13 protein-coding genes are annotated in these 13,245 nt (G+C 45.1%); 7 read left to right on the top strand and 6 right to left on the bottom strand.

Features of this window, described 5'->3' with window-relative positions:
* Positions 1 to 29: 29 nt before the first annotated feature.
* The 3 genes from KO501_RS08945 to greB all read right to left on the bottom strand — a co-directional run bounded on the left by KO501_RS08945 (position 30) and on the right by greB (position 4,423).
* Positions 30 to 2,255: a polysaccharide lyase 6 family protein gene (locus tag KO501_RS08945; protein ID WP_252728292.1), complete on the bottom strand. Its 2,226-nt coding sequence runs from the start codon at positions 2,253 to 2,255 to the stop codon at positions 30 to 32.
* A gap of 223 nt (positions 2,256 to 2,478) precedes the next feature.
* The gene (locus KO501_RS08940) at positions 2,479 to 3,357 is read right to left on the bottom strand and encodes an NAD(P)-dependent oxidoreductase (RefSeq protein ID WP_216029307.1); all 879 of its coding nucleotides are present in this window, start codon (positions 3,355 to 3,357) and stop codon (positions 2,479 to 2,481) included.
* A 589-nt stretch (positions 3,358 to 3,946) separates the two neighbouring features.
* Positions 3,947 to 4,423 carry a transcription elongation factor GreB gene (gene greB, locus KO501_RS08935; protein WP_216029306.1) on the bottom strand — a complete coding sequence of 159 codons (477 nt, stop codon included), beginning with the start codon at positions 4,421 to 4,423 and terminating at the stop codon, positions 3,947 to 3,949.
* 219 nt (positions 4,424 to 4,642) lie between these two features.
* Here greB and KO501_RS08930 point away from each other — a divergent pair, with 219 nt between their 5' ends.
* On the top strand, positions 4,643 to 4,921 hold the full coding sequence (locus KO501_RS08930) for a hypothetical protein (RefSeq protein ID WP_216029305.1): 279 nt from the start codon (positions 4,643 to 4,645) through the stop codon (positions 4,919 to 4,921).
* 248 nt (positions 4,922 to 5,169) lie between these two features.
* Here KO501_RS08930 and fkpA read toward each other — a convergent pair whose 3' ends face one another.
* Complete coding sequence (gene fkpA, locus KO501_RS08925) at positions 5,170 to 5,958, bottom strand: FKBP-type peptidyl-prolyl cis-trans isomerase (protein WP_216029304.1); 789 nt, start codon at positions 5,956 to 5,958, stop codon at positions 5,170 to 5,172.
* 224 nt (positions 5,959 to 6,182) lie between these two features.
* On the opposite strand from fkpA, the gene KO501_RS08920 reads away from it, so the two are divergent.
* From KO501_RS08920 to KO501_RS08910, 3 genes are all read left to right on the top strand, one after another.
* Positions 6,183 to 7,124 (top strand): hypothetical protein, encoded by a 942-nt coding sequence (locus KO501_RS08920; RefSeq protein WP_252728291.1) that lies wholly within the window; start codon positions 6,183 to 6,185, stop codon positions 7,122 to 7,124.
* Positions 7,117 to 7,347 (top strand): SlyX family protein, encoded by a 231-nt coding sequence (locus KO501_RS08915; protein WP_216029302.1) that lies wholly within the window; start codon positions 7,117 to 7,119, stop codon positions 7,345 to 7,347. Before KO501_RS08920 ends, KO501_RS08915 begins: the two co-directional genes overlap by 8 nt.
* Positions 7,348 to 7,481: 134 nt before the next feature.
* A complete protein-coding gene (locus KO501_RS08910; protein WP_216029301.1) occupies positions 7,482 to 8,171 on the top strand; it encodes a transposase in 690 nt (229 codons plus the stop codon).
* Between the two features lie 15 nt (positions 8,172 to 8,186).
* On the opposite strand, the gene KO501_RS08905 is transcribed toward KO501_RS08910, so the two are convergent.
* Positions 8,187 to 9,302: a DUF748 domain-containing protein gene (locus KO501_RS08905; protein WP_216029300.1), complete on the bottom strand. Its 1,116-nt coding sequence runs from the start codon at positions 9,300 to 9,302 to the stop codon at positions 8,187 to 8,189.
* A 208-nt stretch (positions 9,303 to 9,510) separates the two neighbouring features.
* Positions 9,511 to 9,717 (bottom strand): YheV family putative zinc ribbon protein, encoded by a 207-nt coding sequence (locus KO501_RS08900; RefSeq protein ID WP_216029299.1) that lies wholly within the window; start codon positions 9,715 to 9,717, stop codon positions 9,511 to 9,513.
* A 130-nt stretch (positions 9,718 to 9,847) separates the two neighbouring features.
* Here KO501_RS08900 and KO501_RS08895 point away from each other — a divergent pair, with 130 nt between their 5' ends.
* Genes KO501_RS08895 through KO501_RS08885 form a run of 3 tightly spaced genes read left to right on the top strand, consistent with a single transcriptional unit; the run spans position 9,848 to position 13,240 of the window.
* Positions 9,848 to 11,749, top strand: a complete 1,902-nt coding sequence (locus KO501_RS08895; RefSeq protein ID WP_216029298.1) for an ATP-binding cassette domain-containing protein — start codon at positions 9,848 to 9,850, stop codon at positions 11,747 to 11,749.
* Positions 11,733 to 12,227 carry a TIGR02444 family protein gene (locus KO501_RS08890; RefSeq protein WP_216029297.1) on the top strand — a complete coding sequence of 165 codons (495 nt, stop codon included), beginning with the start codon at positions 11,733 to 11,735 and terminating at the stop codon, positions 12,225 to 12,227. The genes KO501_RS08895 and KO501_RS08890 overlap by 17 nt, the downstream gene beginning before the upstream one ends.
* Positions 12,176 to 13,240 carry a hydrolase gene (locus tag KO501_RS08885; protein ID WP_252728272.1) on the top strand — a complete coding sequence of 355 codons (1,065 nt, stop codon included), beginning with the start codon at positions 12,176 to 12,178 and terminating at the stop codon, positions 13,238 to 13,240. Before KO501_RS08890 ends, KO501_RS08885 begins: the two co-directional genes overlap by 52 nt.
* Positions 13,241 to 13,245: the final 5 nt, after the last annotated feature.

The following is a 13,245-nucleotide window of genomic DNA, read 5'->3' as shown; positions in this document are numbered from 1 at the left end:
GTTTTGAACAAATTAGTAATCATTGCTTGTTACTCCGCCGATTGATTAATCATTTTATTGTTTTGTAGTACCGCGGTATGCGGGCCCTTAACCCTAAGCTCTGTAACAAGAGGTTCTGCCGTGCCATCGAAAACATTGTTGATGATATGGGTTTTAGGCTCTCCCACCGTGTGTTCAATGACTAACGGGCGAGATTGTTCAATTGTGTTATTGGTGATATTGGCAACTTGCACACCGTGTAGGAATACACTGGCTTGTTCATGATTACGTTTGCCGAAACCGACCGTCGCTACCTTGTTATTTGTCATCTCAAAATGAGGGCCAAAGGTGCTTTCATCTGTGCCGCCTCGGTAAAGCTTAACCAATGCGCCTTCAATTTCGGTAAAGGTGTTGTTTTCTAATGTCACATACTCTGCGTTGTAAATACCCAAATCTTCGGTTTCTTTGTTCAATTGCAATACATCGCCAGTCACATTACTGATGGTGTTGTTGCGTAGAGTAATATCGTCAGCAAAAGCGCCTTTTCCGGACACAAACACATGGAAGGAATGGTTGATATCCAAATCGGACAATGTGGCATTAATGAGTTCGAAGCGATAATTTTTGAGCATGCCCCATTTTTGCGTACGCACAACACTGTTGCCTGCCGCATCAGGACTTGCTTGCCCTGAAATGTGTAAACCATCAATTTTTAAACTACCGCCATCGTGTATTTCAAACAGAGCCGTGCGCTCGAAAGACACCTGGGTTTGCCCTTCTTGTTTGGCTTTAAGGGTTAGGGTTTTATCAATGATCACTAATTTGGGAATGGTAAACTCACCTGGTGCTAATTCCAGGATGTCGCCGGATGCGGCTTGTTCAATTGCATTTTGTAGTGCAATCGCATTGGCTTCGACCTGGTGAACCTTACCCGAGTCAAAACTGACACTGGCGGGTGTTTTGGGATACCAGGTAACGCCGGTTTGGTCTTTACTTAGCACGCTAAGGTCGTGTTTAACACCCGCTGTTACCGCGCTTGAGGTGGGATAGCGCAGGCCATTGTCATGGGGGGTTAGCGAAACCTCTTGGGTTGCTACGCCAGTACCAATTTGAGCGAGTACCTCGGTATTGGCTACGTTACCTGAAAAGGTGATTCCGGATATATCATCAAAGGCGGTAAACGGTTGTTTACCGTCTTCGTTAACGATGAGGTTGTTTTTAATCACGCTATTAATGGGCGTAGCCGTTCGCTCGGCATCGCTACCGGCCGCCAGTTGAAAATGAGCAACATTAATAAATGTGTTGTTTTCTACTGTGGCATTATCGACTTGGTGGTAGCGATTAATTGGCGAGTTAGGTACACCATTCATGATAGTGAAGCCGCCGCCAAAACGATACCCGGTAAGACCTTCAAGATAATTGTTACGTACAACTTGATCTCGGTTGATTATCCGAATACCACCGGTGTGGGGCACACCATTTCCTAAAAATACATTTTGTTCAACAATGTTGCCGTTGCCATGACGCAGGGTTAAGGTGCCTCGGGCTTCATAAAAAACATTGCCACGAATGATGTTTTTGCCTGATTTTACTGAAATAATTTCTACTTCACCGTCGGTATGTTCGAAATAGTTATTTTCAACCAAGGTATGAGAATCGGTGAGGGAGTAATGGCTAGTACCGATACGTAGTGTTTCACCGCCGTTAGAACCAAAGGTCGGGCGATATCCAAAATAGTTGTGATCGATACGATGATAATTCTGTTGGCTTGCTTCTGTTGTTAAACGCACTGCTACGGTTACGCCTTTGTTGCGTTTACCCGCAATATGGCTGTGATCCAGGCGGTTGTGGCGGCCATAAAAGGCAACCCAATAATCTGATTCTTGTTTGTCTGGGTTGTTAAAGTTGTCGATAACCACTTCTGTTACTCGTGAGTGGTGTGCTAAGACATCTTTATTGCGAAATTCGATAACGGCGCTGCTTGGTGTATTGCCGTCTTTAAATACCAGGCCGCTAGCAACAAGATAATCGCCGGCCAATTTAAGACTTGATTCGCCGGATAAAATGACTTTGCCTTTGGTTTCTGCTTTCAGAGTGATGGGGGCGTCTTCTGTGCCTTTACCCTGCAATATAATTTCGAAATCTGTCCAGGTGCCGTTTTTGAGAATAACCGTGTCGCCGGCAACCAACTTGTTGGCGATGGCCTGATACTCTTGTTGATCTTCAACAACATAAGTATTGGTGTCGGTGTTGGAGTTGACAGAGGAGCACGCCATAAGAATCGTGCTAAGCGCGAATAAGTAAACCCACATAAAACGCATAGATAACTCTTCTTCTTTGAGACCAGACCGTGAACCTGAAAAACGCTAAGTAACTTCACCCTATAATTCAGGACAGGCAAATCCAGTATTTATTAATATCAGCGAAAGGGCGAGCGTTACAGGGCTAAGAATCTGTTTGTAGTTCAGCCAGGTAACGCCCGCGTTATCAACAACCTACTTATTTACTTAATTTTAAGAAGTAGTCGAAGATTTCAGGTACGTTGCCGTCACCCATTCCCGCGTCAAATGCGGCTTGTAAGTTAGCTGAAGACCCTTCAGCAATTTTAGATTCAGTGCCTAAGTCTTCTACCATTTGTAGGAAGTAGCCCAAATCTTTATTCGCGTTAGCAATAGAGAAGCCTAAGTCGCTAACATTATCTACCGCATAGTTCTTACAGAACTGCATGAATGGTGATGAAGATGGGCCTGTAGACATGATGTCGAACAATTGTTGTCTGTCCACACCTGCGCGGTCGGCTACGGCGAACGCCTGAGACATGGCACAAACTGTTGTCATACCCATAAAGTTATTAACAAGCTTGGTTGTATGACCTGCACCTAATGCGCCAAGGTGGAAAACGTTTTCCCCTTGATCGTCTAGCACGGGTTTAACTTTATTAAATGTTTCGATATCACCTGCTGCCATGATGTTCAGTAAGCCATCTTTAGCGTGAGCAGGTGTACGGCCTAATGGCGCGTCGATCATGCCAATGCCTTTAGCAGCAAGATCTGCTCCGATTTTCCGTGTAGATGCAGGAATAGACGTACCAAAGTCAATTAATACAGACCCTTCTTTCATGCCTGCTAATACGCCATCTTCAGCATAAACAACTTTTTCTACAATGGCGGAAGTGGTCAAACAAAACATAACGATATCTGCGCTAGCAGCAAGCTCTTTGCCTGATGTTGCGGCTTTAGCACCGCGTGCTACACAGGCGTCTACAGCATCTTTGTTAAGATCCATTACGATAAGATCGTACCCGCGCTTTTGCAGGTTCTCGACCATATTACCGCCCATTAAACCGAGACCGATGAAACCAATGACAGGTTTTGACATGAAAAACTCCTAAAATATTTGGCGCACTTACCCGGGCTGAATAGTTGCTTAAAAGACACGTCATCACCCCGATTAAATTCAATATTGCGTTGCTCGTACCAACACGTTTTAAACGTGAAATTCCCACTAAAAAAAAGGCGGTCGTACAATGCAAAACGTTCGTTATACCGATATAACCTGGTTGCTTATTCTTCGTGCTAACCAATCAGCATACCAAAAACACTATTCCTACCTTGCCAATTTGTCAACCAATAATTAACATTTGGCTACAATATGAGAGTTTACTTTTGCGGTACAAATTAAAGAAAGAGGCGTAAATACACAGATTAAATAAGTCGGTAAAGACGGTTGAAAGCCAAGTGATAAATGCCTATCACGCTGTTTTAATTGGTTTTTATGATGATATTGCAAAGCTGTGCAATCACTTTAATAAACAGCCTAAATCGCGGGAATGGTAAACAGTGAAAGTATGAAAAAGCTGTTAAATTTCTGGTTTAGGTATGGGGGGTAAATTGGTAAGAACTGTGCTTAAACTGGTAATAACAGGCTGCGATGTGATTATGCGCTAAGGGCATAGGCAGCCTGCGCCTTATTTTTCGTACTCGATACGATTTACATACCAGGTTTTGATGCCATCGGGGGTATGAACCGTCGCCGTTTCATCCACTTCTTTTTTAAGTAAAGCCCGTGCCATGGGAGAATCGATGGAAATAAATGTTTTATCTTCGCCGTATATTTCTTCTGGACCTACAATGCGTACCGTGCGAACTTCACCGCCGTCATTTTCTATTTCTACCCGGGCACCGAAGAAAACCCGACCTTCTTGCTCAGGGGCGTAATCCACCACTTTTAACCGTTCTAAGCATTTTCTTATGTATCGCACTCGGCGATCGATTTCTCGCAGACGTTTTTTATTGTATTGGTAATCTGCGTTTTCGCTGCGATCACCTAAACTGGCGGCCCAGGTCACCTTCCGCGTAGTCTCGGGCCTTTCAACCCGCCATAGGTGATCTAACTCTCGTTGTAGCTTTTCATAACCCTTACGGGTAATCAGAGGTGTTCGCATAATCATTATTCGCTATGTTTATGATTTTTCTACTCATATAAAGGTTACACTGGCCGATATAGACTAATGATGTGGTTACAGTTAACAGGTTTTGCAACCTTATGCATGACAATTGCATAAAATTTGCACATAATTGAACATAACGGTTGTAGAAATGTCCTAAAAGTAGGGTTAGCTATATTTGTCGATAATTTCTAAACGAGGCCAGTGGGTAATTCTATGCAAGATGATCAAGCTTTCAACAATTCAAAGCGACATGGCGTGTCAGCCACTGCAAATGGAATTACCATTGCCGGTTTTTTACTCTTTCTGACCGGTGTGATTTTATTTTCTGTCGGTATGATAGAGATATTAGTGCATATAAACAGCCTAAAAACGGCTTTGTTACTGGTGGGAGGCATCCTCTCCTATAAACTGGGTTTTATCATGATTCGTCATTGTGCCACGTTACGCACAAGGACAGAGCGTCGTCGCCATTTACTTTCCAGTAGTAGTTAACAACCAAAACTAATAATCAGAGTTTTTTTAGTGCAAAAGGTTTTATAAAAAATCTGTTAAAACCGCCATAATGCACTAGTATAAAAAGTGAACAATATGTTTACGCATACCAATCTGGCTCGGATTCTTATTCGAGCACGCGCTTGAACCTAAACAGGCGATATGCACGTAAGGACTCACAGCGGGTACGGAGTTACCATAAAAAAAGCCGACTTACTCAGTCGGCTTTTTAGCATCTCTTTGTTCTTTTATTCAGTTTCAGAACCGTCGGCTTGTTCTACCACTTCTAACAATTCAACTTCAAAAATCAATGTGGAATTTGGTGTGATTAAACCCGTAGAGCGTTCGCCATAGGCTAAGTCCGCTGGGATCACGAAACGATACTTGGCGCCTTCCTTCATCAATTGAACGCCTTCGGTCCAACCTGGGATGACTCGATTTAGTGGGAAGATAACAGGTTCGCCACGCTCGTATGAAGAATCGAACACTGTGCCGTCAATAAGGGTACCGTGGTAATGCACTTTCACCGTATCCGTCGCTTCAGGGCTTTTTCCTGTCCCTTCAGTAAGCACTTCATATTGCAGACCTGAATCGGTAACAACAACACCGTCTTTCTTGGCGTTTTCTGCCAGGTAATCTTCGCCAATTTTAATGTTTTCTTCAGCCGCTTTAGATGCCATTTCTTGTTGCTTAGCACGTAACTGTTCTTCACCCGCTTGCGCAAATTTCTGAATGTCACCAGTAGAAAACTTAGTTTCGTTATTCATGGCATCAAGAAAGCCTTCTTTCAGGGCATCTTTATCTAATGGCAAGCCCACTTGCTCTTGTTGCTTGGCGCGGTTAGTCACAAAAATTCCCATACTTGCGCCCATGGCATAAGCATGTTTTTGCTCTTCGGTCATATCAACCGCCGCACTGTCTTGGGTGGTAGTTTCTTTGGCTGCCATGTCTTCTTTTGATTGATCATCTGTTTTTGGTTGACAGGCAAACAAACCAAGTGCAGCTATTGTCGATAAGGCGACAAGCGACTTACGCATAAAATTCTCCATTAATGTAAAATATTCGCCAGACTTCACGTCTAACTTGTTTGAGTTATAAACTAATAAATTTAGAAAAATGATCAACGTAAAAATCATTTTGCTAAATTGATCTTCATTTATCCATGCTATGGTAAATGCAGGCGTAGATAAAGCGAAACCTGTAAGACATGATTCATCGACGATTGTTCCAAAGAACACTATCACTGGCATTTTTTAGCCTGATGCTATGCAGTTGCACGGTCCCAGAAACGGATCCTGTGAATAAATGGTGGCACGCTGAAGGAGGAATTTTCGCTGCGGATATTTCCCCAGACGGAAAATTCAGCGTGGTTTCTGGTGTAGATAACGGCATTAATGTTTGGCGCAACACCGATAATAAGCTGCTGTATCATTGGCGACATCAAAGTGAAGGCAATAACTTAGTTATTGCTATTCATATTTCATCGGATAACAAATATGTGGTGACCGCCGATCGCGAAGCGTTTGCGCTTTGGAGCATAGAAACCGGCGATCCCGTGGGCTTTTGGCGGATTGACGAATCTTCCATTCGGGATGTGGCCGTTGCCGATGATGCTAAAGGGGTATTGGTGGGCCGGTCAAATGGTCATGTTATGTATTTTGAACCCCAAACAGGCCGTCGACTTGAGTTTTTGGGCCACCAAGAACGTATCAATAGTGTGGATTTATCACCAAACGGTAAGTTCGCTCTTACCGGTGGTAACGACTACATGGCGTATCTGTGGAGTACTGATAGCGGGCAAATAGTGCATACCTTTCAGCATGGCAGTCGTATCTCAAAAGTGGCTCTGGATGATCAGGGACGCTATGTGTTTACTGCCGATAGCAAGCAAGATTCGAAAATCTGGAATGCACAAACAGGTGCGCCCGTCAGTAACCTCAAGTATATTGCACGTCAGAAAATATTCACCGACGCTGTGTTTTCTGATGACGGTAAGTCCTTACTTACCGGCGCACCTTCTCGGCGTATTTACCGTTGGAACGTCAGAAGCGGTAAATTACTGCAAGAATGGAAGGTTGCGCCTAAGGAAGGATCTCGGCCGGCAACGGCGGTGGTTTATGCTGTTGGCTTTATGCCAAACGGCAACCTACTTTCAGAAAGTAGCAGTGGGTTAGCAGAATTATGGGCGATAGAAGATGAGTGATCCGACAACAATGAACGAAGCTTTAGAAGCCATCGAAGAATTACAGACTAAGTTAGCGTTTCAAGAGCATACCATTGAAACCCTTAACGAGGCGTTAACGGCCCAGCAGTATCAGATAGAAAAGCTGCAAGTGCAGATGCGCCATGTAATGGAAAAAGTGAAAGGGTTTGAGCCGTCAAATATCGCCAAGATTTCAGATGAGTCGCCACCACCCCATTACTAAATTTTGTAAGTGGGAGGAATTTAGTTAAATGGGTATTTATTGACTACACTTTACTGGCATACAAGCTTGGCTAATCCATAGAATACAGGGGTTGGCGAAGGTTTCTCGTAATTTTTACTACGAAGTGACGTGTTATGGCCAGAAAACTCAGAACATCCCCCGCCGGTATTCCCCAGCTTATACAGCGACAGGGGCGGGATAATCTTGCACCTTTTAAAGACGACGCAGATAGACAGACTTACCTCAAATTTCTAGAAAACTATGCCAGTAGGTATAAGGTGGCCTTACATGCCTGGTCTGTGGGCAAAAGCTGTTTTCTGGCTTTATGCACTCCCTCACAAAGTGATGGGATTTCGCTTATGTTACAGGCTACAGGTAGGTTATACGCGCAGTATTACCACCAACGTTACAATACCACCGGAACCATATGGCGAGATCGATATAAGTCTGCACTTGTGCTTGATGATGAGGTGTTATTGGCCGTTTATCGTTTTATAGAACAAAGCCCAGTGAACGAAGGATTATGCGATACGCCGGAACAGCACCCTTGGTCAAGTGTTACCTACAATGGGTTGGGGCAAGCTAACCGAATGATTACGCCACACAAAGCGTATATTCGGCTAGGGACTACCACTGTCCAACGTTGCCAATCGTATAGAGGGTTTGTTCTGCAAAATCATGGCGGGTTGTCTGAACACATTGGTAAGTCGTTAAAAATGGGGCTGGCTCTTGGCGATGCGGGTTTTATCAAGCGTTTAGAACAGGTAACTGGAAGACGGCTCACCGAGGGCAAGCGAGGCCGTCCGCCAAAACACCATGGGTAATGTAAACGGGCAAGGTTACGGCTGCTGCGGGTCAGCTTGTTGTTCGTCATTTGGCTCGGTTTCAGAAAAGACGACGCTATTTTCTAAGTCACCTCGAATAGCCTGAATAAAGGCGTTTCTGAGGATCCCGACAAGTGTGCTGAAAACCGGCGTGTTAACGTCAGATAAAGAACCGGATAGGGGGATCCGTGTGGCAATTTGGTCTTCAGATTGATTTTCAAATAGTTCAGCAATGAATGCTGACATCCCTTCGCTAATGCCGCGGAAAAAGCCATCGTCATCGTCTTCAATATCTCCCTTCCATGAAAACACTTCTACCTGGTGAAGGATGGGTTTTGCGTAGCCGTTAATGCTGCCGTTGTCGCTAGCCAGTTCCATAGTGAATTCAAGGGTGCCGGCTTCTAAATCAAAGGGGGCGTAGGTTTCTAATAACGGTTTGAAGTTACCTAGTGCTACGTCGTTCGCCTGCAGATTAATATCGAAGGTGGGCTTTGGTGTGCTGGGATCCAATGATGCCGTTAATGTAATGGTACCCTTATCTTCGGTTTTACCCGTGCCCTCGATAGTCGCAATCAGATCTTTTGACAGGTGACGGCTATTTACCAAGTTTCTTGCCGTAGCGTCTATTTGATGAAGTTTAACCTTGATGGCGGGAGACGATGTAGGGTTAATAAATCGCACCGTGCCGTGTTCAATATGCAAGCGATCTACCCGTAGAGGCACCAGTTGATCAGCTAAATTTAACCAATTCTCATTTTCTCCTGATTGGCTAGATTTTTTAGAAGGGCCGTCAACAAAGTTAACTTGGGGGTGCACAAGATTTACGTCGGCGACCACTGCTTTGTCAAAAAGGGCGGACCATAACAGGCTGATGTCTGCTTGCTCAATTTCAAGAAACGGTTCGGTGACTTCACCGGTGCGTTTTAGTATGACGATATTTTCCAGTTGATAGGCACCGCGCCACAGTAAAATATCAACATCACCTACACTGCCGGTAAAATTCTCGCCTTTGTCCAGGGTATCATTGATATACCATTGTGCGGCAAAAGGTAGGCTCATGCGTAACAGCACAATACTGGCAACAACAAGCACAAAATAGGTAACGGGCTTTTTGCCGTGATGCTTGGCCATGATAATTACCCCTGTAACGTGACATAGTCTAAGAGGTAATCCAAAACTCATGCCAGCGCTACAGTGAATTTGCCGCTGCCATGATCTGTAATTAACTAATTGTTATTATTGAAAAATAATTTGGTTTATAGAACGCTCACGAGAGGTGGCGTTCTCGGTTGACCTTACCTTGGGAAGGGTTTTCTTACGACTCGGTAAAAATAACAGGCTATTCGGGTTTAAAAACGCCAATAACATTTTCATTTTGACGGGTTTCGGCGCTGACGTTTTGGTCGGCCTGAGACTGAGAGTAACCACATTGCACGCATTCGAGCTTTTCCACATTGTTTTCAAAAAACAACATGATTTTATCTACCGCACCACATTTAGGGCAGGTAGCGCCAGCTATAAAACGTTTTCTCTTGCGCGCAGTCATGCTTCTCTCCCGATTATTGGTAAAAAATGCGCTGTTTTTTTATAGTGGTGGTATAAGCGTGAAAAACAAGCCACAACTACAGTGAGTTTGTTATCATACGCCGCTTAAATTGAAGGACAACCACGCAGGCATGATTACTCTATCTGACATAACCTTAATGCGCGGCAGTAAAGTACTGTTAGAAAACGCTTCTGTGCAACTTTTCCTCGGTCACAAAACCGCTCTTATAGGCAGTAATGGGTGTGGTAAATCCAGCTTGTTTGCCCTGCTTCGACAAGAATTGTCGGTGGATGCCGGTGAGTGTCAGGTGCCCGCGCAATGGCGCATTGTTAGCGTGGCGCAGGAAACCCCTGCCGTCGACCGTAGTGCCATTGATTATGTCATTGACGGCGATGCCCATTTGCGCAGCTTACAACAGGCTCTAACCGATGCCGAAGCTAACCAAGATGGCGATGCCATGGGGCGCATACACGGTATGCTTGAACATGCTGGTGCCTATGATGTGGAAGCCCGTGCGGCTACGATCTTAGCCGGCCTAGGCTTCTCTACTGCCCAGCTTTCATCGCCAGTTACCGCCTTTTCAGGAGGTTGGCGTATGCGTTTGAATTTGGCGCAAGCCTTGTTGTGCCCTTCGGATTTGTTATTGCTTGATGAACCCACCAATCACCTCGACTTAGACGCCGTCATTTGGCTTGAAAAATGGTTGCAGCGTTACGCCGGTACACTGTTATTGATTAGTCACGATAAAGCGTTTATTGATAATACGGTGGAACAAATCGTTAGCGTTGAACAAAAGAAATTGGTGACGTACAGCGGAAATTATTCAGCTTTCGAGCGCCAGCGGGCCGAGCGTTTACGGTTACAAAATATCGAGTTTCAAAAACAGCAAGACAAGATTGCTCATTTAGAGTCCTTTATTAACCGTTTTAAGGCGAAGGCCAGTAAGGCCAAGCAAGCCCAAAGTCGCATTAAACAGTTAGAAAAAATGGAGCAATTGTTACCTGCCCATGCCGCCAGTGAATTTAGTTTTGAATTTGCCGCTCCTGCCGGTCTGCCAAACCCTTTAATACAAATGCGCGATGTTAAACTGGGTTACGGTGAGCAGGTAATACTTAGTAATGTAAAACTGAATTTAGTGCCTGGTAGTCGAATTGGTTTGCTAGGGCGCAACGGTCAGGGTAAGTCGACGTTAATTAAACTACTGGCAGGTGTCCATGACCCCATGCAAGGAGCATTTACCTCTGCCAAAGGGTTAAATGTGGGGTATTTTGCCCAGCATCAGTTGGAATACCTTGATGCCAATGCGTCGGCGTTATTGCACTTACAGCGGCTGGATAACAAAGCTACTGAACAGGCATTGCGAGATTTTCTGGGCGGTTTTGGGTTTTATGGTGACGAGGCTTTAGCGCCAGTGGCCCCCATGTCGGGAGGCGAAAAAGCCCGCTTAGTGTTAGCGCTCATTGTTTATCAAAAGCCAAACCTATTGCTGCTTGATGAACCCACAAACCACCTCGATTTAGAAATGCGTCATGCTTTGAATATGGCATTGCAAGGGTTTGATGGGGCCATGGTACTGGTTTCTCACGATCGCTTTTTGCTATCGTCTGTGTGTGAAGACTTTTATCTTGTGGACAGTGGAAGTGCCGAGCCTTTTAATGGCGATCTAGATGATTATCGTCAATGGATTTTGGCCCAGCAACCGGCAGAGAAAGACAGCAAAGATGACAAGCCCAAAATAGATCGTAAAGCTGAAAAGCGTCGAGAAGCTGAATTTAGACAATCGGTGGCACCGCTGAAAAAAGCCATCGAGAAGCATGAAAAAGCCATGGAGAAGGTGTCAGTTGGCTTATCGGAAGTGGAAACCGAACTGGGTGATCCTGTTTTATACGAAGACACGAATAAAGGAGTGTTGTTGGCGTTGCTTGAAAAACAGACCACGCTAAAACAACAATTGGATGATCATGAAGCGGCATGGTTAGAGGCACAAGAAGCCATTGAAGAGGCAAGGACAGAGTATGAATCTGAACGCTGATACGTTTTGGCAGTATAGTCTGCAGGTGTATAAAGACAAAAAGGTAGCTAAAACGGCGCTAGCATTGCAAGATTCCTATCAGGTTAACGTGAATATGTTGCTATTGCTTTGCTGGTGTTTGGATAACGGCGCCATTGTAACGTTAAATCAGTGGAAAGTGCTGAAAGCTGCCATTGTGACTTCGGATGACAAATTATATCAACACCGTAAACAGCGGCGCTTAGCAAAGCAAGCGACACCTTTTAATGCCGAGGTTTACGGGGAGTTAAAGCAGCAAGAGCTAGCCCTAGAGATGGAGCAGCAGGAAGCCCTTACCGCTGCCTATAATCGCTTGGATGTTGAGTACGTACCGTTATCGGGTATCAATGGCAGTATAGCGGGTTTTATTAACCTTTATGGCCTGCGTAACACCCCTGAGGCGGTAAAATGGGTGACATTGGTGGTTCAACTTTCACAATCGAAAATGCAGCACTCGTAATGGGGCTTCCCCCTCATGGTCATGGTGTTGTCAAACGCAGTGCTTTTGTCCCCCATCGATGGGCTAGAAACCGTCATATTCAAACCATTTGGCCTCGGTTTTTTCAAAAACGACGTCCTGTAGACTATGTTTGGGAGCGAATTGTCACCCCTGACGACGATTTTATTGATTTGGCGTGGGGGCCAAAGCCAGACAAACCTACGGGTCTTGTGATCATGTTTCACGGGTTAGAGGGGAGCATTCGGTCGCATTATGCCAACGACACCATGGCGGCACTCAGTGAGCAGGGTTGGCAGGTCGTTATGATGCATTTTCGCGGTTGTAGTGGTGAGGTAAACCGCACTCCACGGGCTTATCATTCGGGTGAAACCCAAGATCCAGCATTTATACTTGATCTGTTGCAGCGCCGGTATCCTTCGTTGCCAAAAGCGGCCATCGGCTTTTCTTTAGGCGGAAATATGCTGCTCAAATTGTTAGGCGAGTACCCTAATCAACCGTGGCTTGAGGCTGCCATGGCAGTATCAGCACCGATGAAACTGGCTTCGTGTAGCGCCAGTATTGATGAAGGTGCGTCCCGTATTTATCAAAGCTATCTCATGAAGAGTATGAAAGCCACCTTGGTAAAAAAAATGGCCATGATGGATTACGGAGGGCGAATTGATCTTAGCGTAGAACAAGTGAAAGGGTTGCGTTCTTTCAGGCAGTTTGACGACAAAGTGACCGCGCCGTTACATGGCTTCGCGGATGCCAAGGATTATTACGAGAAGTGCAGTGCATTTCGTTTTCTAGGGGCCATTCATTGCCCAACTTTGATTGTCCACAGTTTGGATGATCCCTTTATGAGCCCGGATATTGTGCCTCATGCAGAAGACTTGTCGCGGGCGGTTACCCTTGAACTTAGCGAGTATGGAGGCCATGTTGGCTTTATGCTGGGCGGAGTGCTTAACCCCACTGTGTGGCTTCAGCAGCGTGCCATTGATTACTTTTCCTCCTATTTAACTGAAAAAGGCTAACCAAA

It is taken from the genome of Alteromonas sp. C1M14 (assembly GCF_018860965.1).
In the GTDB taxonomy this organism is placed as follows: Bacteria; Pseudomonadota; Gammaproteobacteria; order Enterobacterales; family Alteromonadaceae; genus Alteromonas.
This window is presented reverse-complemented; position numbering and strand designations above follow the sequence as displayed.